This window comes from Salinibacterium sp. NG253 (assembly GCF_015864945.1).
Lineage (GTDB): Bacteria > Actinomycetota > Actinomycetes > Actinomycetales > Microbacteriaceae > Rhodoglobus.
The window spans coordinates 299,199-322,131 of the sequence record NZ_JADYWF010000002.1; the positions used below are offsets into that span (position 1 = coordinate 299,199).

Below are 22,933 nucleotides of genomic sequence, written 5' to 3' on the forward strand. Positions count from 1 at the left end.
GAAGCTACGGCAGGTGAGGGCTTAGCCCTTGAACGCGCCATCCATAACACCGGCAACCATCTTGCGGCCGACGAAAATGAACAGGATCAGCAGCGGAATCGTCGCGAGGAATGACCCGGACATGGCGAGGCCGTAGTCGACGAAGTACTGCCGCTGCAGCGCCTTGATGGCCAACTGCACCGTGTAGTTTTCAGGCGATTGGATCACGATGAGGGGCCAGAGGAAGTCGTTCCACGCCGTGACAAACGCGAGCAGGCCCAGCACGAAGGCAGCTGAGCGCACGAGGGGAAACGCGATGCGCCAGTAGATCTGCCAGGTGCTGCACCCGTCGATTCGCGCTGCCTGCATGAGCTCGTTGTTGAGAACGGTCGAGAGGTGCTGACGCATCCAAAAGATGCCGAACGCGCTCGCCATGCCGGGCACAATGAGCGCTTGCAGCGAATCGATCCAGTCGAGGTTCGACATGATCATGTAGAGCGGAATAACCGCGAGCTGCGTGGGAACCATCATCGTGATGAGCACCACGATGAAGAGCGGATCCCGGCCCCGAAACTGCAACTTCGCAAACGCGAAGCCGGCGAGAGTGGAGAGGATCATCTGAGCAATTGCGATGCTCCCCGCCACGATGAACGAGTTCGCCAAGCTCTGCACAAACGGCACCGTCGTGAAGACCTGCTCGGCAAGCGCGAAGAAGTTGCCGCCGGGGAGGATGGTCGGGGGTGTTTGCGAGACCGCAGCCGAATCGTTGGTGGAGACGACGAACATCCAATAGAGCGGGAAGGCGCTCATAAAGACTGAGGCGATGAGGAACGCGTAGGTCCACCAGCGAACGCGGCCGGCAAAGGCGCGTTTGAACGGGCGGCCCGCGGGCCGTGTGACGGGAGCGGCGCTTGAGGAATGAGTGGTCATGATGGCGTCCTTATTCGTCTGAGGTGATGCGACGAGAGAGCAAATAGTTGATGACGGAGAAAACGACGATCAAGCCGAACAGCGTTACTCCAACGGCCGAGCCATAGCCGAACTTGAAGTCTCCGAAGCCTTGCTCGTACATGAACAGGCTGAGGGTCTGGAATTGGCGACCAGCACCGCCCGTGAGCCCGGGGGAGGAGAGCAGCAGCGGTTCGGTGAAGATCTGCAGGCCGCCAATGGTCGAGACGATCACCGTGAAGATGATGACCGGGCGAAGCGAGGGGATCGTGACGAAGATGAACTGCTTGAACCCGCCGGCGCCGTCGATGGCAGCCGCCTCGTAGACGTCTTTGGGGATCGCCTGAAGCGCTGCGAGATAGATCAGGGTGTTGTAGCCAAACCAGCGCCACAGCACCATCGTGGAGACCATGATGTGACTCGCGAACGTGTTCGCCGCAAAGTCAATCGACTCGATTCCGAAGAGGTTGAGGAAGCTGTTGATGAGACCGTAGTCACGGCCGAAGAGCGACGCGAAGACGATTGTCGTCGCCACCACCGAGGTGATGTACGGAACGAGCATCGTCATCCGAAAGAGGTTCGCGAATTTCAACCGCGCATTGTTGAGCAACTGGGCCAGAAAGAGCGCGAGTAGTAGCTGCGGCACCGTCGAGAGAATCCAGATGCTGAAGGTGTTGCGCATCGCATTCCAGAATCGTTCGTCGCCGTAGAGCGTGACGAAGTTCTCGAAGCCGATGAACGTTTGGCCGCCGATCGGGTTCCAGTCGAAAAGAGCAACATAGAAGGTGAAGACGGTGGGGAACAGGCCGAACACCGCGAACAGTGCGAAGAACGGTGCGATGTACATATACGGAGCGAAGGCATCCATGCGCGACGCCGACTTGATGCGACGTCGAGGCTGAGGAGCGGCACTCTTCGTGCGCTGACGAGCAGGGGATGAACGGGGAGGGGCAGACAAAACCATGGCGAACTCCTTGACGGGGGATGGGAGGGGTGGGCTCACGAGCGTGAGCCCACCCCGAGAGCACTAGCCGCCGAGGGCAGTCGTGACGTTCTTCATTGCGTTAGGCCACGCATCCGCCGCGGGCTCTTCGCCGTTCTCGACTTGCGAGAGCGTATTCAAGATCGCGGTGTCGATGATGCGTTGTTGCGGGCCCTCAAAGATCGGCTTGATGGATTTCACGCTGTTCGCGTAGATCGGCCCGACCGGGGCATCGCTGAAGAATTCACTCGTGAAGTTCTGGATGTCTGCAGTTTCGTAGAGTTCCGGAGTCGACGGGAAATTGCCGTGAGCCTGGAAGATCTCGAGCTGACGTTCTGGCGACATGAGCCACTCGATGAAGGCGAATGCCTCTTCAGGGTGATCAGACTTCGCAGGGATGGTGAGCTGGCTACCGCCCCAGTTGCCGGCGTTCTCGGGAACCGCTGCGATGTCCCACTTTCCTGCCGTATCGGGCGCCTGCTGCGAAATGTACGTCATCATCCAGGAGGGAGCGGCAAGCACGGCAAAGTCGCCATTGTTCATGCCTGCGTTCCATGCTTCACTCCAGGATGGCGTGCGTGACGTGATGTCGGCATCGATCGCGTCGAGGGCGTAACCGAACGCTTCTTGCACGTCGGGGTTGCTGTCGTACACGAGGTCATCGTCGCTTGAGCCGTAGTACATTTCGTCGCCTTGGCGGACGGCCGGGTTGAAGATCGCGCTATTGACGTTGTCGATCATGCCCTTGCCGGTGGCTTCGCGATACTGGGCGCCGACGTCAATGAAGTCATCCCAGGTGGGCCAGAGTGCACTCACTTCATCGCGGTCCGTGGGGAGCCCCGCAGCCTCGAAGAGGTCGGTGCGGTACGCCATGGCCAGCCCGCCAACATCGGTCGGGATGCCGACAACGGAACCGTCAGCGGCGACACCTTGAGACCAGCGCCAGTCGAGATACGTGTCTTCAATGTCGTCGGCCCCGAGAGTACGCAGGTCAACAAAGTTTTGCGGCTGAGCTTTGAACTGCGACATATAACCGACTTCAATTGCGGCGACGTCGGGACCCTTGCCGCCGGCGAGGGCAGTGGTGAGCGCCTGCGCTTGTTCATCAGAGCCACCCGCGTTGGTGACCTTGAGAATGATGTCGGGGTTTTCTTCTTGGTATGTCGCGAATGCTTCGTCGAGGCCCATGCCACCAAACGTCCAGACGTCGAGAGTGATCTTTCCGTCGGTGTCACCTCCGCCCGAGCATCCGGCAAGAAGCGCAAGAGCTGCGCCTCCGGCGATCACTGTTCTGGCGATTCTTTTCGCTGACATTGCGTCCTCCACGTTGAGGGGTGATTGGGGAATTAAGGGAGCATCCATTTCGGAAGAGACGTTCGAGGTTTAGTCGAGGAAGCGCTTCCTTGATGAAGTAATGCCACCGTATAGGCTTATGTGGGGAATCACAACAAAAAGATCGCGCTTCCCTAAAATTCGCAACGATCAGCGGTGCGCGTTCCACGAATTGCGACGAGGCAGGGGATGATGTGCAGATGGTTACCCTCGACGACGTCGCGCGTGAGGCCGGTGTATCGCGCACCACGGCCTCTCGCGCGATCAACGGCAAGCTCACCGTGCACCCCGAGCGCAGCGCTGCGGTGCAGCGCGCAGCCGAAAAACTCGGCTTTCGCCCTAACCCGGCAGCTCGCTCGTTGGCTAGGGGGCGCCACGACTCGGTTGCGCTCATCGTCTCGGAAACCAACATTGAGGGCATGACCAACTCGTTCTTCGCGATGGCGCTACACGGAGCCATCCGTGAGATAGCCAAGACCGATCAACAACTCGTGATGCTGCTGCGCGCCAACGATGAAAGCGATGAGAAGTTTCTGCGCTTCCTCGAAGCAAGCCACGTAGACGGCGCCATGGTTATTCTCGAAGCGCACAACACCGAGCTCCCTCGCCTGCTCGCGCAGTCCGATCTTCCCGTCGTATTTCTGGGGCGGCCCACTGAGTCAACCGAGGCGCCCCTGTCATATGTCGACTCCGACAATATCGGTGGCAGCACGCTCGCCGCGGAGGCGCTGATCTCTGCCGGCCGGCGCCGCATTGGTGTCATCACTGGTCCGCAGGGCATGGGAGTCTCTCAAGACCGTCTTCGAGGATTTCAACAGGCCCTCGACGCGCACGGTCTCGATAGTTCCCTCGTCGCCGAGTCAGACTTTCAAACAGCGGGCGGCGCAGAAGCGATGGGACAACTGCTCGATCAGTGTCCCGATCTTGATGGGGTCTTCGTGATGTCCGACCTCATGGCGGCTGGCGCAGTGGGAGCGCTCAAAGCGCGCGGTCGCCGAGTGCCCGAAGATATTTCGCTCGTCTCCTTCGACGACACCGTCATTGCGACAACTCTCGAACCGCGGCTCACCACGGTGCGGCAGCCCCTCGAAGAACTCGGGGCGCGGATGGTCACGGCGCTCGCCGAGCTCATCGCCGCTCCGGCGGCGGGGCCGATCAGGGACACCTTGCCCACAACCCTCGTGCGGCGCGACTCGGTCTAGCGCCCCACGGCCGCGTGGCCAGCATCCGCCCCACCGCCATCTGGCGGGTGCCTGCCCCAGAATCGTGGAATAGCGGATGCCCGACTACGGTTTTGCCTACAGACGCGATCGGCGTCTCAGCGAAAGGGAGCTCGTGAATCAGCAGGTTCAGTTTGGACTCGGCACATTTGGCGACGTCACGGTAGATGAGAATGGCGCGCCGCTCAGCCAGGCGCAGGTCATCCGCAATGTGGTGGCCGAGGGCGTGCTGGCTGACAAGCTCGGCATCGATTACTTCGGTGTGGGCGAGCACCATCGCGACGACTTTGCGATCACCGCCCCCGAAACCGTGCTCGGCGCGCTCGCTGCCGCAACCACGAACATCCAGCTGGGCTCGGCCGTCACAGTCTTGAGCTCTGATGACCCCGTGCGCGTCTACGAACGTTTTGCCACCGTGGATGCCCTGTCGAACGGCCGCGCGGAGATTATCCTCGGTCGCGGCTCTTTCACCGAGTCGTTCCCGCTCTTTGGGTACAACCTTGCCGACTACGAGACGCTCTTCTCCGAAAAGCTCGACCTGTTCTCCGAGCTCATCAAGGAAGAGCCGGTTACGTGGTCAGGCACTCTGCGCGCCGGGCTGAAGAACCAAGAAGTCTTTCCGCGCACCGAATCGGGCTCGCTCAAGACCTGGATCGGTGTCGGCGGAAGCCCCGAGTCCGTCGTGCGCGCGGCCCGCTACGGGATGCCGTTGGTGCTGGCCATCATCGGCGGCCAGCCCGAGCGTTTTGCTCCCTACGCGCAGCTCTTTCACAACGCGCTGGCCGAGTTGGGGCAACCCGACCTGCCGATTGCTGTTCACTCGCCCGGCTACATCACTGAATCCGACGACAAGGTCGTCGAGGAGATGTGGCCGCACTACAAGACCATGCGTGACCGCATCGGTCGCGACCGTGGCTGGCCCGAGTCGAGCGTTGATGAGTTCATCGGCGAAGTGAAGCACGGCTCCATGTATGCCGGATCGCCGGAAACCGTAGCGCAGAAGATAGCGAACACTATCTCTGCTCTCGGCATCCAGCGATTCGACATGAAGTACAGCGCAGGAACCCTGCCTCACGAACGCATGATGCGCAGTATTGAGTTGTATGCCACCGAGGTCATTCCTCGGGTGCGGGAACTGCTGGCGGAAAAGGCTTAGTCGACCTTCGGCTCCTCAGCCGGCTCCTCGCCAGACTCCGGAGCGGCCGGGAGAGTCGTGGCAGACACCGGGCTGACGCGACGGCTGCGGAGGGCAAATCGCACGATCATCACGATGATTGCGGCGATGATGGCGAGGAAGATGATCCACGGGAGCAGGACGCCCACGAGCACCAGCAGCCCGGAGAAGAACGCGACGAGAGCGGCCCAGCCTGCACTGAGTCCGTCGAAGAAGTTGCCGGGCTCGACACTCGGCGCTTCGGCCTCAGACACCAAACTGAGCGTCAACGTGGACATCGCGACCTGATCGTCGAAGTAGCGCTTTTGTGACTTCAGGCTCTCCAGCTCGCCCTGGCGACTGGAGATTGCGGTCTCCAGCTGAATGAGCGTGTCGGTGTCATCTGCTGTGGTGAGCAGCGCCAGCAAACGGTCGACGGATGCCTCAAGTGCGGTGATGCGAGCCTCAAGGTCCTGCGATTGCATCGTGACGTCGACCGCGTTGGTCGATACCTCCTGCAGCTCACCGAGATCCGTGAACTTGTCGAGAGTGGCGGTGAGATCGGATGCCGGAATACGCAGCGTCAACGTCGAACTTCCGCCGCTGTGCTCCGACGGGGCGTATTCGTTGCGGGCGTCGACGCGACCACCGACGGATTCGGTAATGCGAATCGCCTCGGCGGTGGCCTCTGCGGGCGTTTTCACGATCACGGACATGTAGCCCGTGGTGATGACCTCGCGGCTAATGTCCGATTCGCTGACGAGTGCGCCGTCGGCGGCGGGTGCGCCCTGGTCCAGAACGGTCGAGTCGCCGGAGCTTCCGGCATCCACCTGATCCACAAGAAACTCTTGCGACTCACTCGTGGATGTGTCGCTCATCCCTGCCGAACATCCCGACAGGGTTAGAGCGGAAAGTGCTATTGCTGTGGTGATGAATAGTGTTCGCCTCATGGTTTCCATGGTGGGCTGAACAATGGCGAAAAACTACCCAACGTTTGTCACGATTGGGGCGTCACACCCGGATTGTTACCGTGCGCAGAGTGAGTGAGGCATGATCGTGACCTTGACGTCATCTGGGAGCACTCTTGGTGTTCCATGGAAAATATGACCCTGCTCTCACCGCGTGGGTATCGTGAAATAGTGCCTCGATCAGGGGCACAGAAAGACGCGGATTACCAACACAAGGAGGAATCATGGGTCTCATTGATAACGCAAAGGATGCCGGCGAAGCCACTGCCAAGAAGGTAGGCGAATTCGTCGATGACACCAAGGAACGCGTGAGCGACGCCGCCGATCAGGTCGAAGCTGACGCCGAAGTGTCGAAGGCCGAAGCGGACCTCGAGCGGGCGAAAGCCGAGAGTGAAGCCACGAAAGCGAAGAACGAATACAAAGAAGACCTTCGCTAATTTGTGCTCTGGTCCCGCATCCGCGCCTCTAAGGCTGGGATACTAGGGCCATGAACTTATGGGGCGCGCTTCGACGCAGGATTCTGCCGTCACGAGCGCCCCTCTTGAATATCGTCGCCGATGAGGGCGATGGCCCCGTGATTATCTTTCTTCACGGAATCGCCTCATCGGCGGCGACATTCGCGCACGTCATTCCGCAGCTGTCGGATCATTACCGCTGCATCTCGTTCGACCTCTTAGGATTTGGCGAGTCGCCGAGCCCCGCTGACTCGAATTTCACGATCGAAGACCACGTCGATTCGATCCGTGCCACGATCCATTCCCTCAAACTGGATGCCCCCTTCATTTTGGTCGGGCATTCTCTCGGGAGTCTTCTCGCGGCCCGCTATGCCGCAGCCCACCCGAGCAAAGTGAGCAGGCTCGTGCTGGTGAGCCCGCCCATCTATGTTCCGCCGAGTCAGATCGGCGACCCCCTGATTCGTGCGCGCGTGGGCGCCTACATGCGCGCCTACGAATTCTTGCGTGCTAACAAAGAGTTCACGATGGCCACGGCCGAAACGGTTGGTCGGCTCTTTCAAATCGATGACATCCTCGACGTCTCCGAGCGCAATTGGCGCGCCTTCGGATTGAGCCTCCAAAACTGCATTGAAACGCAAACGACGGTGAGCGATATTGCCGCAGTGCGGGTGCCAATCGATGTGATCTATGGTTCGCTCGATCAGTTCATCGCCCCCGGAACGATGCGCATCATCGAACAGATGAGACACGTCACCATGCACCGCGTAGAAGCGAACGATCACATACTGCGCCGGCGTTTAGCTAAGCGTCTCGTCTCCGTGCTCGATGCGGGGCATCAGCTTTCCTAGAGAGCGAGCATTAGCTCCGCAGCGTCAGCTCTCGTTAGCGGTCTGGCCGACCTGAGCGACGGCGGAGTACCGTTGGAGGGCAACGGAGGGAAGTCTCATGACCCAGCAACTTGAAACCACCGTGTGCATTGCGGGCGGCGGCCCTGCGGGAATCGCGGCCGGCCTGATCCTCGCCCGAGCCGGGGTTGACGTCGTGGTGCTGGAGAAACACGCCGACTTTCTGCGGGACTTTCGTGGTGACACTGTTCACCCGTCCACGCTGAATCTGCTCGATCAGTTGGGCATTGGCGCTCAGGCGAAAGCAATTGACCACAGCGAACTGTCTAGCCTCGATGCGGTCATTGACGGCATTCGGCTGAAGGCGGTTGATTTCACTACCCTGCCCGCCCCGCATCGCTATGTCACGCTTATGCCGCAGTGGGATCTGCTGACTCTGCTCGCTGAGGAAGCGCGCACACAACCTTCGTTCCGGTTGGTGCTTGAGGCGACCGCGCATTCGGAAATTCAGGAAAACGGCCGAGTAGTCGGTGTCGAGGCGAGCACGCCTGATGGCCCCTTGCGCGTCACGGCGGCGCTCACGGTAGCCGCTGATGGGCGCGATTCTGCTGTGCGTGACTCTCTCGGCTTAGTGCCCAGTGACTACGGTGTTCCCATTGATGTGCTGTGGTTTCGGGTGCCACGACCAACGGCGCCGATGCCGGACACGTTGGCGAACATTCGGGGTGGTTCGGCCCTCGTGACGATTCCGCGGCCCGGCTATTTTCAGTGCGGGCTCCTTATCCGCAAGGGCACTTTTCCTGAATTTCAGACGGCAGGCATCGAGGCCTTCCGCCACAAGATCGCGAGCATCGCCCCGCGTCTCACCGAAGTCACGGCCGAGATCGGCAGCTTCGACGATGTGAAATTGCTGTCGGTGCAGATCAACCGCTTGCACGAATGGTCGGTTCCTGGCGCGCTGTGCATCGGGGATGCCGCCCATGCCATGTCGCCCGCGTTCGGTGTGGGTATCAACTACGCGATTCAGGATGCTGTTGCTCTCGCGAACATCCTGGTTCCCGCACTGCGTACCAAGGGAACGGATGCCGCAGCGATCGATGCGGCATGTGCTGCGGTTCAGCGTCGCCGTGCGCTTCCGACCGCGCTCATGCAGCGCATGCAACGGGGTGCTCACCGGCTCATCAATCGCGCGACAAGTGGAGTCGTTCTGCACAACCCACCACGGCTGCGCGAACGCTTCGTGATCGCGGTGGTTTTGCCGCGCCTTCGTCCTGTCTTGGCGAGGATCGTCGGCTATGGGTTCCGCCCGGAACGTATCGCGCGCGGCATTCTGCTGCCACGCTAAACGCTGCGTTGCCGCGGTAAACGCGGCGCGACCGCGGCTAGTACGTTTCGAGCACCATGGTGACGGCCCAGACCACGCTGGCGCCGATGAGTGCAGCAAACACGAGCAACCAGAAAATGGATGGCACTCCGGTGCGCTTGAAGAGCAAGTACGCGTCTGAGGTGTTCAGTTGATCGCGGCGACGGGTGTGCACACCGATCACGGTGGCGAGGCCGCGCACGCTTCCCACGAGCAGCGCAATGGCGATGATCAGCAGTACGTAGCTCTGCTGTTCTGGAGTTGCCCATACCCAGAGGGCGGCGCTCGCGGCAGCGGATACCGCCACGACAAGGAAGCCGAAGAGGTTGCGGATAACCAGCAGGGTGAGCACCAAAATGATGCCGCCCACGAATAGGGCCATCGCGGTGTAGCCCTGGGTGACGCACCAGAGTTGCACGGCTCCGACGATTGCGGGTGCCGGATAACCGAGCGATCCGCTGATCACGGAGCCGAGTTTGCCGCGACCGCTACTGACGGCTTCGCCCGAATGGTTCATGCGAATCTTCATGCCGTGAACGAAGCGACCGGTCAGTATGGCGCCAACGGCATGCCCGAGTTCGTGCACAAGGGTCGTGAAGAGTCCGAACCACTTCCAGATGGGCTGCGGGATGCTCAGCACGGCTGCGGCGGCCACGATCACAATCAGCAGGGTCGGCGAAATGTCGACGGGCGTTGTGCGGGCGAGGGAGTCGAGGAGGGCATCCATTGTCGAATTCTCTCACCTGCACTGGGCATTGCGAGCCATCTTCAGACTCCCACGCCGCGCGAAGTCCGTTCATAGAAACCCCATAGGGTTCTCGGGCTCAATGGGTACCAGCGTGAAAGCGCGACTACATCTCGCACCAACCTGGAGTCCCACAATGAGCCAACTCACCATGATCGCCCTCGACCTTGTCGCTATCGGCCTTCTCACCTTCGCTCTGTACTTCCCGCGTCACCGCCGCCGCGACTTGCTCGTGGCCTACCTCATCGTGAACGTTGGCGTTATGGCCGTCACGGTCATGCTCGCCGATAGTGCAGTGGGCGTTGGTCTCGGTCTTGGTCTCTTTGGAGTGCTCTCCATCATCCGTCTGCGTTCGTCTGAAATCGCGCAGCACGAGGTTGCTTACTACTTCGCAGCCCTCGCTCTCGGCCTCATCGCAGGGCTGGGCGCCGCCGATCTCTCGGCCGACACGACCTCTGCAACAACGCTCGCGAGTTTCGTAGCACCCGCCCTCATGGGCATGCTTCTGCTGGTGATGACCTTCGGTGATCACCCGGGACTCTTCCGTGCGTACCGCCAGCAGACGGTGACATTGGACTCTGCGATTGCCGACGAGTCCACCCTGCGACTCCGTCTCGAGAACCTTCTCGGTGCTCGAGTGCACTCGGTCACGATCAACAAGCTTGACCTTGTCAACGACACCACTGTGGTGGATGTTCGCTACCGGATCACTGGCGGCGCTCACGTCACCGGCAACACCACACCCGCCACCGCGTCAGAGCTTCTGGAAGGAGCGAACCGATGACTACCCCCGACACCGAGCGCTTCGCCACGATCTCCCTCGACGAGCTGGCGGAACGGGCCTCTCTTCTGACGCGTGTTGACCGCAAGTATCTGGTTCCGGCATCCGATCTGGCCGCCCTGCTCGCCGAGCTTGAAGACCAGGCTCGCGTGCTGGAGATCGACGGTCATCAGCACTTCGACTACGAATCCGTGTACTTTGACACTCCGGAGGCCGACAGTTACCTGCTGGCGGCCCACCCGCGTCGTCGCCGCTTCAAGGCCCGCACTCGCAGCTACATGGACACCGGCGACTGCTACCTCGAGGTCAAGACCAAGGGGTCACGCGGAACGACCGCGAAGCAGCGACTGCCGTACAGCTTCGACGAGCGCGACCACCTCACTGAGGCTGGTCGTGGCTACATCGACGAACTGCTGCACGACGCTTCGGTCGAAGGAATCGACACGGAGGCGATGGAGCCGGTGCTCACCACCCGCTACACCCGCACTACCCTGTTCTTGCCGGCCAGTGGTAGCCGCTGCACGATCGACAGTTCACTCGCCTGGCAGCGCACCGCCGCCGACGAGCACGCTGCCGACGAGCACGCCAGCTCCGAGTTCGACGATGCTGAGTTCGGCACTTCCGAACTGTCGTTTGCCGACACCGTGATTGTGGAAACGAAGTCGTCAGGCCAGGCCAGCGAGGTTGACCGCATCCTGTGGCGGATGGGGCACCGTCCCGACCGCATCTCCAAGTTTGCGACAGGGCTCGCTGCGTTGCGACCAGAACTTCCCAACAACCGGTGGGCGCGCGTATTGCGCCGCCACTTCGCTCCCGCGCTTGAAGCGCAAGACGCGGCCTCGGTTCTCGCGGCCTAACTGCCCCACCCTAAGGATGCCGTGAGAAAGTCGAAGCTCGTCGCCGCCAGCCTGTCCACGATTGTGTTAACAGTGGTACTGGCCGGATGCTCCGCTACGGCCTTCAGCGACACCGCTGCTGAGACGGCCGCGGTGGGGGCGCTGGGTTTTGACGCGACGCAAAATGCCGAACAGATCATGGCAGCGAACGACACGGAGCCCACGGCATCCACCGACTTTGACTACAACGTGGCGCAGGCGGTGTCGATCGCTTTGCAGGGGTCGACGGCGATCGCCAGCGGTGCCGGTGCCCTGATTGAGGGCAGCACCATCACCATTACAACGGCGGGTACGTACGTGCTTGGTGGAACTCTCGACGATGGCCAGATCGTCGTCGATACTGCCGACGAGGGCATTGTGCGTCTTGTGCTCGATGGTGCCGATATCTCCAGCTCCACGACGGCCGCGATCCATTTCGCGGCGGCGGATGAGGCACAGATTGCTCTAGCGAGTGGCAGCGCCAACTCCCTCAGCGACACGAGCGCTTACGCGGATGACGCTGAGGCAGGCGCGGCTCTGTCTAGCAGCACTGACCTCCTCATCTGGGGCGATGGCTCGCTGACCGTCACGGGCAACGCGAACGATGCGATCGCGAGCTCCGATGGGCTCACGATCGACTCCGGAAGCATCACTGTCGACGCCGTTGATGACGGCATCCGTGGCAAGGATTACCTTGTCATTCAGGGCGGCGACGTCACGGTCACGGCGGGCGGCGACGGACTCAAAGCTGACAACGAAGACGAAGAAACCCGCGGTTTCATTGCGATCACGGCAGGCATTGTGGTCGTGGATGCCGCGGGCGATGGTGTGCAGGCAGAAACTGATCTGGTGGTGTCTGGTGGTTCTCTCGCTGTCGTGTCCGGTGGTGGAGCGGCTGTTCTCGCCGATCCTGATGTGTCGTCGAAGGGACTCAAATCGGGTGACTTCACCGTGCTCGAGGGCGCTAGCATGACCGTCGATTCTTCGGATGACGCGGTGCACTCCGACGGCGCCATTCACCTCGCTTCGGGCGACATTACGCTCGCGACCGGTGACGACGGCTTCCACGCTGAGGGCACCGCTTACATCAGCGACGGAACGTTACTCATTACGCAGAGTGCTGAGGGCATTGAAGGTCAGGCCGTCACGATTTCGGGCGGTTTCATTGACGTCACGGCGAGTGACGATGGCATTAATGTGTCGTCGGCGGATGCTCCAGTTGATGAGGAGGCTGACCGTGCTGCGGCAGAGGCCGAGCAAGCCGTCGCCAGCACGAATAAGTTGCTGATCACCGGCGGTGAGATCCTGATCGATTCTGGCAGCGACGGTATTGACGTGAACGGTGTGGCTCGCATTGAGGGGGGAACAATTGTGGTGACGGGAACCACTGATAGCCGTAATGGCGCACTCGATACCGACAGCACGTTCACTATCTCGGGCGGAACACTTCTTGCGGCAGGGAGCTCGGCAATGGCCGAAGCTCCGGATGCCGAATCCGAACAGGCCACTGTCTCGTTCACATTCGATACAGACCTCCCCGCGGACACCGTGGTAACTCTCGTCGATAGCGCTGGCAATGCGGTGGCGGCCTTCACCACCCTGAAGACCACGCAGTCGATCGTCTTTAGCTCTGACGTCGTTGTGGCTGGGGCAAGCTACGACGCTTACACCGACGGCACCGTGGGCGACATCATCCTTGGCGGCTTTGCACACGCGGGGGACTACTCAGTGGCTACCCTCGTCTCGACGGCGATCGGCGGCGAAGATCCTGCGGGCAGCGTTTCGGGAGACAGGTCAGGCGCCAGGTCAGGCACAAGCTCAGGCACCGATGCTGATGATCGTCCCGAGCGCCGCGCACCCGGCGGAGACGAGCCGACCGACCGCTAGAGGGCGTAGCGTTATCCCATGGATATTCGCACTCTCGGCCGCACGGGCCGCTCTGTTTCCGCAATCGGTCTTGGCACGTGGCAACTTGGTGCTGACTGGGGTGACGTGAGCGAGGCGGATGCCCGCGGCGTCCTCGATGCCGCTGTCACTGGGGGAGTCACCTTCTTTGACACCGCCGACGTCTACGGCGATGGCCGAAGCGAATCGCTCATTGGCGGCTATCTCGCCGATCGCCCAGAGCTCGACATTACGGTCGCCACCAAGATGGGCCGTCGCGAAGCCCAAGACCCGAGCAACTTCACACTCCCCAAGTTCCGCGAATGGACCGACCGCTCGCGCCGCAATCTCGGCACCGAGACCCTCGATCTCGTGCAATTGCACTGCCCACCCACCGCGGTCTTCAGCATGGATGCTGTCTTCGACGACCTCGACACTCTCGTCGCTGAGGGTGCCATCGCGGCCTACGGTGTGAGCGTTGAGACTGCGGATGAGGCGCTCGCCGCCATCGCCCGCCCCCATGTTGCAACCGTGCAAATTATCCTCAATGCGTTCCGCCTCAAGCCGCTGGATGCCGTCGTACCTGCTGCGCTCGATGCTGGCGTCGGAATCATCGCGCGGGTGCCGCTGGCCTCCGGTTTGCTCAGTGGCAAGTACCGCGTCGACACGACGTTTGCGGAGAATGATCACCGCACCTATAACCGCAATGGTGAAGCGTTTGATGTGGGCGAGACCTTCTCGGGCGTCGACTTCGAGACCGGTGTTGCGGCCGCGGGGGAGTTCGCGGCGCTGCTCGCCGCCGAGCCTGCCGTTGCTGATTTCTCTACCCCGCAGGTTGCTCTCGCTTGGGTTGCTCAGCAGCCTGGCGTCAGCTCCGTTATTCCGGGCGCCCGGAATGTGGCGCAGGCCCAGTCCAATGCTGGTGCCGGCGAAGTGCCGGAGTTGAGCGAGGGTTTCATGGCCGGCGTGCGCGACATCTACGACCGCCACTTTCGCGCGGCCGTGCATCCGCGCTGGTAGTACGAGCACAACAATTCGCCCGTTGCGCGCGTGCACGCCTGGTGATATCGCCTAACGTGCGCGCCTAACGTGCTGCTTATTGACGCAGGGTGCTGATGGGCTCAGTGTCGGGGATGGGGCTCGCGTCTTTGCCGCGCAGGTCGGGGTGCCAGCCGCGCAAGACGGTGGGAACAAGCACTCCGAGAGCGGCAATGACGGTGGCAGCCCAGAATCCACCGATGGGGCCATAGGCGTCGATGAGGAAGCCGGCGACGGCGGAACCGAGGGCTGCCCCGATCAATTGGCCGGTGCCGACCCAGCCGTACGCTTCAGCGGTATCGCTGAATTTCACGCTGGCAGACACTATCGCAAAGATGACGGCGAAGGCGGGGGCGATGCCGATGCCCGCGATGAGCAGGGTGATGGAGAGCCACCAGAAGTTGAGGCTGAACATGGCGAGCGCCATGCCGACGAACACAATGAACATGCGGCGGGCGAGTGCCCAGGGGCCGATGGGCAAGTGCCCGAGGAAGAGGCCGCCGAAGAGTGAGCCAATCGCCCAGATGCCCAGCACGAAACCTGCTTGCGGCCCGTCGTGACCAAACACTGACACTACGGATGCCTCGACTGCTGCTGCGGCGCCGACGAGCAGGAAGCCGGTGATGGTCGCCAACATCACGGGGGGACGACGCAGCACGGTTCCGAAGGAGCGCTTGCTGCGCGGGATGCGCACCTGGCCGACTTCGGGGCTTGCGATGAACCACGCGCCTCCGCCGAGCAGGAACGCGCCAGCGACAACGATCGCTGTGGTCGTCGAAATCTGAATAGCGAGGAAGGTTGCCACTACTGGCCCGGCAACCCAAATGATCTCTTGCGCCGAGGCGTCAAGCGAGAAGAGGGGAGTGAGCTGCTTGGAGTTCACCATTTTGGGGTAGATCGTGCGCACGGCGGGTTGCACTGGCGGGTTGCTGAGGCCGGCAATGAGCCCCACGACCATGAACATGCCGACGCTGAGAGGAACCAGCGCGATGGTAAAGATGGCGGCGGCCGAGACAATGAGGGTGAGGATGAGCACTTTGCGCATTCCCCAAATGCCCATCCAGCGGCTCGTGAGCGGGCCGGCAATACCCTGCCCGATACTCGTTGCGGCAAGCACGAGGCCGGCAGCGCCGTAAGAATTGTGGATCTGTTCGACGTGAAGAAGGATCGCCAACGAGAGCATTCCGCCAGGCAGTCGCGCGGTGAGCTGCGCTGCGATGATTCTGGCGATGCCCGGAGTTTTCAACAGGTCGATGTATGCGTTCACAAGAACTCCAGCTTAGCCGTCGAATTGGGCCTCATCCGTGCCGCCGATTGCTGGTTTCATAAGGAATTTTAGGGTGTCAGTGGTTATCCCTAGGCTGTGGAAAACCCCGCGAAGTTATCCACACCTGTGGAGGACACGCCCACTACATCTAGGGTTGGCGAGAGGTGGCACCCACGATATATAGTGGTGAGACCGCTTGGCCGGGGGTCGCGGTTTTCGAGGTTTTATGGGGATTTTAGGGAGTTTTTGTGGCAATCACAGTCGTCAAGCGCAACGGTACGCGAGAGCCGTATGACGCCAACAAGATCAACCTCGCAATCGAAGATGCCGCCACTGGCCTCGACGACAACATCACGTGGGTCACTCAGATCGCGTCCGAGCTTGAGTTGACGCTGTTTGACGGCATCACAACGCAGCAGCTCGACGAAGCGGTCATTCAGGTCGCCCTCCAAAACGTAAAAGACGACCCGGCCTTCGACACTGTCGCTGCCCGTCTTCTTCTCAAGACCATCTACAAGCGCGTTCTCGGTGACTACTCCGACGCTGCTGACCTCAAGCGCCTGCACAAAGAGCACTTCGGCCCCAACGTCATCCGTGGCGTAGAAGAAGGCCTCCTCGACCCGCGCCTCACGAGCATGTTCGACTTGGATGCTCTCGCTGAGCACCTTGAGCCCGCTCACGATGAGCTGCTCAAGTACATCGGTGTTGTTACGCTCAACAATCGCTACGGCATCAAGGGTCGCAACGGCGACGCCCTTGAGGTGCCGCAGTACTTCTGGATGCGCATCGCGATGGGTCTCTCGCTCAACGAAGCGAACCCCAATGAGGCTGCCCTCAAGTTCTACGAAAAAATGTCCAGCCTCGAGTACTTGGCTGCTGGCTCCACTCTCGTGAACGCGGGAACGATCTACCCGCAGCTCGCCAACTGCTTCGTCATGGAAATGCAAGACGACATGGAGCACATCGCCAAGACGACGCGCGATGTCATGTGGCTCACCAAGGGCACCGGCGGAATCGGCCTGTCGGTCACCAAGCTTCGCGCCCAGGGCTCGCCCATCCGCTCGAACAACACGACCTCTACCGGTCCCATCCCGTTCATGCACACGATCGACTCGATCTTGCGTGCGGTCAGCCGCGGTGGCAAGAAGTTCGGCGCCCTCTGCTTCTACATGGAGAACTGGCACATGGACTTCCCGGAGTTCCTCGAACTCCGCAGCAACTCCGGTGACCCTTACCGCCGCACCCGCACCGCCAACACGGCCGTCTGGATCAGCGACGAGTTCATGAAGCGCGTTCAAAACGACGACGCGTGGTACCTCTTCGACCCGCTCGAAGTTGCGGACCTCAACGAGCTGTACGGTAAGGCATTCTCCGAGCGCTACAACGAATATGTTGCGATGGCTGAGGCCGGCGAAATGCACATGTTCAAGAAGATCGGTGCTCGCGAGCAGTTCAAGTCGATCCTCATCTCCTTGCAGACCTCCAGCCACCCGTGGCTGACCTGGAAAGACACGATCAACAACCGTGCGCTCAACAACAACACGGGCACGATCCACCTCTCCAACCTTTGCACCGAAATCACGCTCCCGCAGGATGAAGACAACGTCTCCGTCTGCAACCTTGCGTCGATCAACCTGTCGCGTCACCTTCTCCCCGAAGGCGGAGTCGACTTTGCGAAGATCGCTGAGAGCGCCCGACTGGCCGTACGCCAGCTCGACAACCTCATCGACATCACGCGCTCCAGTGTGAAAGAAGCAGACTTCTCCAACGAGCAGAACCGTGCTGTTGGTCTCGGAGTGATGGGCTTCACTGACATCATCGAGAAGCTCGGCTACAGCTACGAGAGCGAAGAGGCCTACGACCTCATCGACGAAATCATGGAGCACGTTTCCTACGCCGCGATCGACGCCAGCACTGAGCTCGCGAAAGAGCGTGGCGCGTACACGAACTTCGAAGGCAGCGGATGGTCGAAGGGCCTCGTGCCACTCGACTCCATCGCGCTCACCGAAGAAGACCGTGGAATCGAGATCAAGGTCAACCGCAAGACTCGCCTCGACTGGGATGCCATGCGCGAGAAGGTCAAGGGCGGAATGCGTAACGCAACGCTCATGGCGATCGCCCCCACCGCATCCATTGGTCTCGTTGCGGGCACCACGCCCGGCCTCGACCCGCAGTTCTCGCAAATCTTCAGCCGCTCGACCTCGAACGGCAAGTTCCTCGAAGTGAACCGCAACCTCGTGGCGACTCTTCAAGAGCACGGACTGTGGGAAAAGAACCGCGAAGCCATCCTTCGTAGCCAGGGCGACATCCAGAACGTTGCCGGCATCCCGGACGACATCAAGGCTGTTTTCAAGACGAGCTTCCAGCTCTCGCCGTATGCCTTCCTTGAGGTTGCCGCTCGTGCCCAGAAATGGATCGACCAGTCCATCAGCCGCAACATGTATCTCGAGACGCGTGACCTCGGCGACATGATGGACATCTACTTTGACGCGTGGTCGCGCGGCGTCAAGACCACCTACTACCTGCACATGAAGCCCCGCCACCAGGCAGAACAGTCCACGGTGAAGGTCAACAAGTCAGAAGAAATTTCGTCGAGCAAGGCTGCAACAGCCACGGCATCCACATCAACCGCGGGCGCAGCTCCCGCACGCCGAGGTTTCGGCGGATTCGCAAAGAAGGCAGAGTAATTATGAACCGCGAAAATACCGTTGAGGACTACTTCGTACCGGTCGACCCTATGGACGACCTGCAGTGCGACAGCTGCCAGTAAGAGCGGCTACTCACTAACCTCCCCCGGGGAACACGACACCACACCGTCGTGTTCCCCATCACCCACATCGAGCACCAATCGAGAAAGAAGAAGTCACCGGAATGGGAATTCTAGGTACAGGCCTGCAAGACGGCCTCCTGCTGAAGCCAATTAAGTACCAATGGGCTATGGACCTGTACGACCAGGCCGTCGCTAACACCTGGTTCCCTAACGAGATCCAGTTGGGCGAAGACATCGCCGACTTCAAGAAGATGACTGATGAAGAGCGTCACGCGGTGACGTTCCTCATGAGTTACTTCAACCCGAATGAGCTGCTCGTCAACAAGGCACTCGCCTTCGGTGTGTACCCCTACGTTTCTGCCGCAGAGTGCTCGCTGTACCTCGCGAAGCAGATGTGGGAAGAAGCTAACCACTGCATGAGCTTCGAGTACGTTCTCGAAACTTTCCCCATCGATCGTGAAGCGGCCTACAACTCTCACGTTGATGTGCCGTCCATGGCGCGCAAGGAAGAGTTCGAAATGAAGTACATCCGTCGCATGACGGAGCAAACTCTCGACATCAACACCATCGAGGGCAAGCAAGACTTCATCCGCAACCTCGTTGCCTACAACGTGGTGCTCGAAGGCATCTGGTTCTACTCGGGCTTCATGGTTGCCCTGTCGTTCCGCCAGCGCAACTTGCTGCGCAACTTCGGTTCGCTCATGGACTGGGTTGTTCGCGACGAAAGCCTGCACCTCAAGTTCGGTATCAACCTGATTCTCACGGTGCTCGAAGAGAACCCCGAGATTCAAACCGAAGAGTTTGCCGACGAAATTCGCCAGATGATTCTTGATGCTGTGGAAATGGAAGAGGCCTACAACCACGACCTTCTCCCCGGCGGCATCCTCGGGCTCAACGCCAACTACATCAACCAGTACGTCAAGTACTTGGCTGACCGTCGTTTGGAAGAACTCGGATTCGAGGCGCACTACAAGGTCTCGAACCCGGCCAAGTGGATGGCGACAGCCAACGACACTCTTGAGCTCGTGAACTTCTTTGAGTCGACCAACACCTCGTACGAGGCCAACGCGTCGGCAACCACCAAAGCTAAAGTCGAGTGAGCCTGACCGTTGCGCGGGTCGGTTGGTTAGACCCGCGAGCGGTCGAGCAGCGAGCGGCGATGGATGAAGAGACGGGCGCGATTTATGCCGGTCGTCAGGCTGATCTTGACGATGTCGGGCGCGCTGCAGTGAGAGCTGCATTGACGGTTTCGCCCAACGACATCAGCCACACGCTGTTGGTACTCGACGGAGAAACGGTGATTGGTCATGCGGCCCTTCGACCCTTCGAGCAATCGTTTGAAGTGAAAAAGGTATTCGTCGACTCTCGTCACCGTGGCAAAGGCGCAGCGCGCCGGCTGATGCTCGAGCTAGAAGCAGTTGCTCGTGAAGCGAATGCCCACTCGCTGATACTGCAGACGGGAAACCTCCAAACGCCCGCAATGGCGCTCTACGAGAGCCTTGGCTACGAACGAATCGATGTTTTCGGCGTCTACGCAGCGATCCCTTTCAGCGTCTGTTATGAGAAGAATTTGTAGTTCGTTCAGCTTCGCCATCTAAGCTGCACCGGATGGGGGATACCCCTCATCGACCTAACCCGGAACAATTGCACTGTGAGTATTTTTCGGCGGCGCCCGCGCCTTAACTTGGGCAAGTTTCAGGCGCCCGAGCCGGTAGAAGAAGCCCCCATCGAACGAGTCGTTGAAGAGGGCGTTCTCATCGCGCGTAATGCCGTGCGCATGGCCGTGAAAAACCGGATTATTGTGGATGCCGCCCGCGATCACCTCGACTACGACGACGGTGCGCTTGCTGGTCTCGTGCACGTCGAATTCGACCACCTCGCCGAACAAGCCGAGCGCCTCCTTCGCGGCTCCCACACTGATCGCAACCGCGCCGTGCAGGCAGGACTCGCCGAGGGTCTGCGCCAAGCATCAATGGATGGCGAACTCATTTCGGCCATTATCGATGAAGCACGCGAATTGGCGTGGAGCGAGATCGGCACCGCCATCATCGCCAAGCTGCGCGATTCGTATATTCCGACCGCTGATCCGCAGTACCTGAAAGACCGCGATACACGGCTTCGTGAGCTGCGCACCATTAACTTGGCCGAGCTCGAAGCTGCGGCGCACGGCGAGTACTAAGTACTAGGTCCGTGCTCCGGCGTTGCCGCTGAGCCGTGCATCCGCTGAATATTCGTCACAGGATACTTGGTGCAGCAACTACACGGCGCAAGTGAGCGTAATATTGCGCGCACCCGGGGGTAGGCTTCCAGCGTCGATGATTCAGCGGCGCACCCGTCAGGGGCGACGCCTTATCACCGGCACTAGCTTTCATCGGGATAAAGAAAAAGGTTGCACCATGAAAATCACCTACGCGCTGCCAGCATTGGCCGTCGTCACCGTCCTCGCACTGTCGGGATGTGTTGATAACAGCACCGACACCGACACCGGTACAGCCGGCGGCAGCACTGTTGAGGTCGGCGTCGACGAAGCAGCAGTTGCTCTCTTGCCCGACGACATCAAGGAAGCCGGCGTTCTCGTAATCGGTATTGACCCGACCTACGCCCCCAACGAATACAAGGATGACGCGGGCAACCCCATCGGGTGGGAAGTTGACCTTGGCAACGCCATGGCAGCCAAGCTCGGTCTCGACACCCAGTACCAGCCCTCCAGCTTCGACAAGATCATCCCCAGCGTCACTGGCGGTAGCTACGACATCGGGCTTTCTTCCTTCACCGACAATGAAGAGCGCGAGAAGGTCGTCGACTTCGTCAACTACTACGAGGCTGGAATTCAGTGGGCCCAGCTCATTGGCGTCGACGTTGATCCCGCCGACGCGTGTGGCCTGACCGTTGCCGTGCAGACCGCAACCTACGAAGAGACGGATGAACTTCCCGCGAAGTCTCAGGAGTGCACGGATGCGGGCAACGAGCCCATCAACATCCTCAAGTTCGACACTCAAGACGAGGCGACCAACGCTCTCGCTCTGGGCCGTGCGGACGCCATGAGCGCTGACTCGCCCATCACCCAGTACGCGGTGAGCCAAGTCGGCGACAAGATTGAACTCGCAGGCGACTCGTTCGACACCGCACCGTACGGCATCGCTGTAGAAAAGGATTCGGCTCTGTCGGATGCCCTCCAGGCGGCGCTGCAGTCGATGGTCGATGACGGAACCTACAAGTCGATCCTCGATGACTGGGGCGTCTTCAGTGGCGCCGTCTCGTCAATCACCATCAACGCGGCAACCTCTAGCTAAGTAGATGGCTGCAGCACGCTCTGACCGTTCGGCGACACCTGCACAGGTGTCGCCGAACGGCGTTGATCAAGCAGAGGCGATCAAAGCGATTCGTCTCCGTCACCCCTGGCGCAATGTCATCGCGGTCATCCTCGTAGCGATGCTCGTGCTCTTTCTCGTCGACGCGTCTCAGCGTGAGGCTTACGGCTGGGCGAACTTCGGCAAATACATCTTCGACCAGCGCATCTCGCAGGCCGCCGGCTACACCCTGCTGCTGACGGTGTACTCGATGGTCATTGCGATCATCCTCGGTGTCACCCTCGCCGTCATGCGCCTCTCCGATAACCCCGTGGTCAAGGGCATTGCCTGGCTGTACCTCTGGGTTTTCCGCGGCACTCCGGTGTATGTGCAACTCGTGTTCTGGGGACTGTTCGCCACGATCTATTCCACGATCGATGTCGGCATCCCGTTCACTGAGCCGTGGCTGTCGTTCGAGACAAGTGACCTCATCAGCGTGTTCTGGCTTGCCGTGATCGGCTTGGCTCTTAACGAATCTGCCTATATGGCCGAGATCGTGCGCGCCGGAATCCTCTCGGTTGACAAGGGGCAAGACGAGGCGGCAACCGCCCTCGGAATGTCGTGGATGCAAACCATGACGCGGGTCGTCATCCCGCAGGCCATGCGCATCATCATTCCTCCCACGGGCAACGAAGTCATTTCGATGCTCAAGACCACTTCGCTGGTCACCGCCATTCCGTTCAGCCTGGAACTCTACGGTCGCTCGCGCGACATCTCTGTCGTGATCTTCGACCCCATCCCGCTACTGCTCGTAGCCTCAGCGTGGTACCTGCTGTTCACCTCGATTCTGATGGTCGGCCAGTACTTCCTCGAGAAGCGCTTCTCGCGCGGTGTCGGCCAAGCACGCCCCGAAAAGGCGGGCACGGAGACGGGAGCGATCTCGGTGAAGACCGGAGTTATCACCACTCCGGGTGAGGCCTCCGATTCCAGTACGGATCCGTCAGGAAAGGAGCACCGATGACGAACGCAACGACAAGC

21 protein-coding genes are annotated in these 22,933 nt (G+C 60.5%); 15 read left to right on the forward strand and 6 right to left on the reverse strand.

Annotated elements, in window-relative coordinates; translation table 11 throughout:
- Nucleotides 1-21 precede the first annotated feature (21 nt).
- The 3 genes from I6E52_RS11335 to I6E52_RS11345 form a co-directional block, all read right to left on the reverse strand.
- Complete coding sequence (locus tag I6E52_RS11335) at nt 22-909, reverse strand: carbohydrate ABC transporter permease (protein WP_197157515.1); 888 nt, start codon at nt 907-909, stop codon at nt 22-24.
- Nucleotides 910-919: 10 nt separating this feature from the next.
- Nucleotides 920-1,891, reverse strand: coding sequence for a carbohydrate ABC transporter permease (locus I6E52_RS11340; protein WP_197157518.1), 972 nt, complete (start codon nt 1,889-1,891; stop codon nt 920-922).
- Nucleotides 1,892-1,954: 63 nt separating this feature from the next.
- On the reverse strand, nt 1,955-3,223 hold the full coding sequence (locus I6E52_RS11345) for an extracellular solute-binding protein (protein ID WP_197157520.1): 1,269 nt from the start codon (nt 3,221-3,223) through the stop codon (nt 1,955-1,957).
- Nucleotides 3,224-3,441: 218 nt separating this feature from the next.
- Here I6E52_RS11345 and I6E52_RS11350 point away from each other — a divergent pair, with 218 nt between their 5' ends.
- Both I6E52_RS11350 and I6E52_RS11355 read left to right on the forward strand, forming a co-directional pair.
- Entirely contained in the window at nt 3,442-4,443 is a 1,002-nt protein-coding gene (locus tag I6E52_RS11350) for a LacI family DNA-binding transcriptional regulator (protein WP_197157522.1), read from the forward strand.
- A gap of 133 nt (nt 4,444-4,576) precedes the next feature.
- Nucleotides 4,577-5,617 carry an LLM class flavin-dependent oxidoreductase gene (locus I6E52_RS11355; RefSeq protein WP_197157524.1) on the forward strand — a complete coding sequence of 347 codons (1,041 nt, stop codon included), beginning with the start codon at nt 4,577-4,579 and terminating at the stop codon, nt 5,615-5,617.
- Here I6E52_RS11355 and I6E52_RS11360 read toward each other — a convergent pair.
- The gene (locus I6E52_RS11360; RefSeq protein ID WP_197157527.1) at nt 5,614-6,492 is read right to left on the reverse strand and encodes a DUF4349 domain-containing protein; all 879 of its coding nucleotides are present in this window, start codon (nt 6,490-6,492) and stop codon (nt 5,614-5,616) included. The two genes, I6E52_RS11355 and I6E52_RS11360, sit on opposite strands and share 4 nt — an antisense overlap.
- 314 nt (nt 6,493-6,806) lie before the next feature.
- On the opposite strand from I6E52_RS11360, the gene I6E52_RS11365 reads away from it, so the two are divergent.
- From I6E52_RS11365 to I6E52_RS11375, 3 genes are all read left to right on the forward strand, one after another.
- Entirely contained in the window at nt 6,807-7,019 is a 213-nt protein-coding gene (locus I6E52_RS11365) for a hypothetical protein (protein WP_197107727.1), read from the forward strand.
- A gap of 50 nt (nt 7,020-7,069) precedes the next feature.
- Nucleotides 7,070-7,885, forward strand: coding sequence for an alpha/beta fold hydrolase (locus tag I6E52_RS11370; protein ID WP_197157529.1), 816 nt, complete (start codon nt 7,070-7,072; stop codon nt 7,883-7,885).
- 97 nt (nt 7,886-7,982) lie between these two features.
- The gene (locus tag I6E52_RS11375) at nt 7,983-9,227 is read left to right on the forward strand and encodes an FAD-dependent oxidoreductase (protein WP_197157531.1); all 1,245 of its coding nucleotides are present in this window, start codon (nt 7,983-7,985) and stop codon (nt 9,225-9,227) included.
- 37 nt (nt 9,228-9,264) lie between these two features.
- Here I6E52_RS11375 and I6E52_RS11380 read toward each other — a convergent pair whose 3' ends face one another.
- On the reverse strand, nt 9,265-9,972 hold the full coding sequence (locus I6E52_RS11380) for a M50 family metallopeptidase (RefSeq protein WP_197157533.1): 708 nt from the start codon (nt 9,970-9,972) through the stop codon (nt 9,265-9,267).
- A 154-nt stretch (nt 9,973-10,126) separates the two neighbouring features.
- Between I6E52_RS11380 and I6E52_RS11385 the strand changes: the two genes are divergently transcribed.
- The 4 genes from I6E52_RS11385 to I6E52_RS11400 are packed head-to-tail and all read left to right on the forward strand — an operon-like array spanning nt 10,127 to nt 14,550.
- Nucleotides 10,127-10,774 (forward strand): DUF4956 domain-containing protein, encoded by a 648-nt coding sequence (locus tag I6E52_RS11385; protein WP_197157535.1) that lies wholly within the window; start codon nt 10,127-10,129, stop codon nt 10,772-10,774.
- Nucleotides 10,771-11,628, forward strand: coding sequence for a VTC domain-containing protein (locus tag I6E52_RS11390; protein ID WP_197157537.1), 858 nt, complete (start codon nt 10,771-10,773; stop codon nt 11,626-11,628). The genes I6E52_RS11385 and I6E52_RS11390 overlap by 4 nt, the downstream gene beginning before the upstream one ends.
- Before the next feature lie 21 nt (nt 11,629-11,649).
- On the forward strand, nt 11,650-13,533 hold the full coding sequence (locus tag I6E52_RS11395; protein ID WP_197157539.1) for a carbohydrate-binding domain-containing protein: 1,884 nt from the start codon (nt 11,650-11,652) through the stop codon (nt 13,531-13,533).
- Nucleotides 13,534-13,551: 18 nt separating this feature from the next.
- Nucleotides 13,552-14,550 carry an aldo/keto reductase gene (locus tag I6E52_RS11400; RefSeq protein WP_197157541.1) on the forward strand — a complete coding sequence of 333 codons (999 nt, stop codon included), beginning with the start codon at nt 13,552-13,554 and terminating at the stop codon, nt 14,548-14,550.
- Nucleotides 14,551-14,626: 76 nt separating this feature from the next.
- Here I6E52_RS11400 and I6E52_RS11405 read toward each other — a convergent pair whose 3' ends face one another.
- Nucleotides 14,627-15,835, reverse strand: coding sequence for an MFS transporter (locus I6E52_RS11405; protein WP_197125837.1), 1,209 nt, complete (start codon nt 15,833-15,835; stop codon nt 14,627-14,629).
- A 248-nt stretch (nt 15,836-16,083) separates the two neighbouring features.
- Here I6E52_RS11405 and I6E52_RS11410 point away from each other — a divergent pair, with 248 nt between their 5' ends.
- From I6E52_RS11410 to I6E52_RS11435, 6 genes are all read left to right on the forward strand, one after another.
- On the forward strand, nt 16,084-18,522 hold the full coding sequence (locus tag I6E52_RS11410; RefSeq protein WP_197157543.1) for a ribonucleoside-diphosphate reductase subunit alpha: 2,439 nt from the start codon (nt 16,084-16,086) through the stop codon (nt 18,520-18,522).
- Nucleotides 18,523-18,706: 184 nt separating this feature from the next.
- Complete coding sequence (locus I6E52_RS11415) at nt 18,707-19,705, forward strand: ribonucleotide-diphosphate reductase subunit beta (protein ID WP_197107705.1); 999 nt, start codon at nt 18,707-18,709, stop codon at nt 19,703-19,705.
- The gene (locus I6E52_RS11420; protein ID WP_197157545.1) at nt 19,702-20,181 is read left to right on the forward strand and encodes a GNAT family N-acetyltransferase; all 480 of its coding nucleotides are present in this window, start codon (nt 19,702-19,704) and stop codon (nt 20,179-20,181) included. Before I6E52_RS11415 ends, I6E52_RS11420 begins: the two co-directional genes overlap by 4 nt.
- 75 nt (nt 20,182-20,256) lie before the next feature.
- Nucleotides 20,257-20,784 carry a hypothetical protein gene (locus I6E52_RS11425; RefSeq protein WP_307842513.1) on the forward strand — a complete coding sequence of 176 codons (528 nt, stop codon included), beginning with the start codon at nt 20,257-20,259 and terminating at the stop codon, nt 20,782-20,784.
- 217 nt (nt 20,785-21,001) lie between these two features.
- Complete coding sequence (locus I6E52_RS11430) at nt 21,002-21,898, forward strand: ABC transporter substrate-binding protein (protein ID WP_197157547.1); 897 nt, start codon at nt 21,002-21,004, stop codon at nt 21,896-21,898.
- Between the two features lie 4 nt (nt 21,899-21,902).
- On the forward strand, nt 21,903-22,916 hold the full coding sequence (locus tag I6E52_RS11435) for an amino acid ABC transporter permease (RefSeq protein WP_197157549.1): 1,014 nt from the start codon (nt 21,903-21,905) through the stop codon (nt 22,914-22,916).
- The last annotated feature ends 17 nt before the right edge of the window (nt 22,917-22,933 follow it).

What these genes read in the sequence shown, in the direction of transcription:
- I6E52_RS11385 (WP_197157535.1), top strand. Translation starts at nt 10,127, where the DNA reads ATGAGCCAACTCACCATGATCGCCCTCGACCTTGTCGCTATCGGCCTT.
- I6E52_RS11360 (WP_197157527.1), bottom strand. Translation starts at nt 6,492, where the DNA reads ATGAGCGACACATCCACGAGTGAGTCGCAAGAGTTTCTTGTGGATCAG.
- I6E52_RS11345 (WP_197157520.1), bottom strand. Translation starts at nt 3,223, where the DNA reads ATGTCAGCGAAAAGAATCGCCAGAACAGTGATCGCCGGAGGCGCAGCT.
- I6E52_RS11365 (WP_197107727.1), top strand. Translation starts at nt 6,807, where the DNA reads ATGGGTCTCATTGATAACGCAAAGGATGCCGGCGAAGCCACTGCCAAG.
- I6E52_RS11370 (WP_197157529.1), top strand. Translation starts at nt 7,070, where the DNA reads ATGAACTTATGGGGCGCGCTTCGACGCAGGATTCTGCCGTCACGAGCG.
- I6E52_RS11415 (WP_197107705.1), top strand. Translation starts at nt 18,707, where the DNA reads ATGGGAATTCTAGGTACAGGCCTGCAAGACGGCCTCCTGCTGAAGCCA.
- I6E52_RS11430 (WP_197157547.1), top strand. Translation starts at nt 21,002, where the DNA reads ATGAAAATCACCTACGCGCTGCCAGCATTGGCCGTCGTCACCGTCCTC.
- I6E52_RS11340 (WP_197157518.1), bottom strand. Translation starts at nt 1,891, where the DNA reads ATGGTTTTGTCTGCCCCTCCCCGTTCATCCCCTGCTCGTCAGCGCACG.
- I6E52_RS11390 (WP_197157537.1), top strand. Translation starts at nt 10,771, where the DNA reads ATGACTACCCCCGACACCGAGCGCTTCGCCACGATCTCCCTCGACGAG.
- I6E52_RS11380 (WP_197157533.1), bottom strand. Translation starts at nt 9,972, where the DNA reads ATGGATGCCCTCCTCGACTCCCTCGCCCGCACAACGCCCGTCGACATT.
- I6E52_RS11335 (WP_197157515.1), bottom strand. Translation starts at nt 909, where the DNA reads ATGACCACTCATTCCTCAAGCGCCGCTCCCGTCACACGGCCCGCGGGC.
- I6E52_RS11400 (WP_197157541.1), top strand. Translation starts at nt 13,552, where the DNA reads ATGGATATTCGCACTCTCGGCCGCACGGGCCGCTCTGTTTCCGCAATC.
- I6E52_RS11375 (WP_197157531.1), top strand. Translation starts at nt 7,983, where the DNA reads ATGACCCAGCAACTTGAAACCACCGTGTGCATTGCGGGCGGCGGCCCT.
- I6E52_RS11350 (WP_197157522.1), top strand. Translation starts at nt 3,442, where the DNA reads ATGGTTACCCTCGACGACGTCGCGCGTGAGGCCGGTGTATCGCGCACC.
- I6E52_RS11435 (WP_197157549.1), top strand. Translation starts at nt 21,903, where the DNA reads ATGGCTGCAGCACGCTCTGACCGTTCGGCGACACCTGCACAGGTGTCG.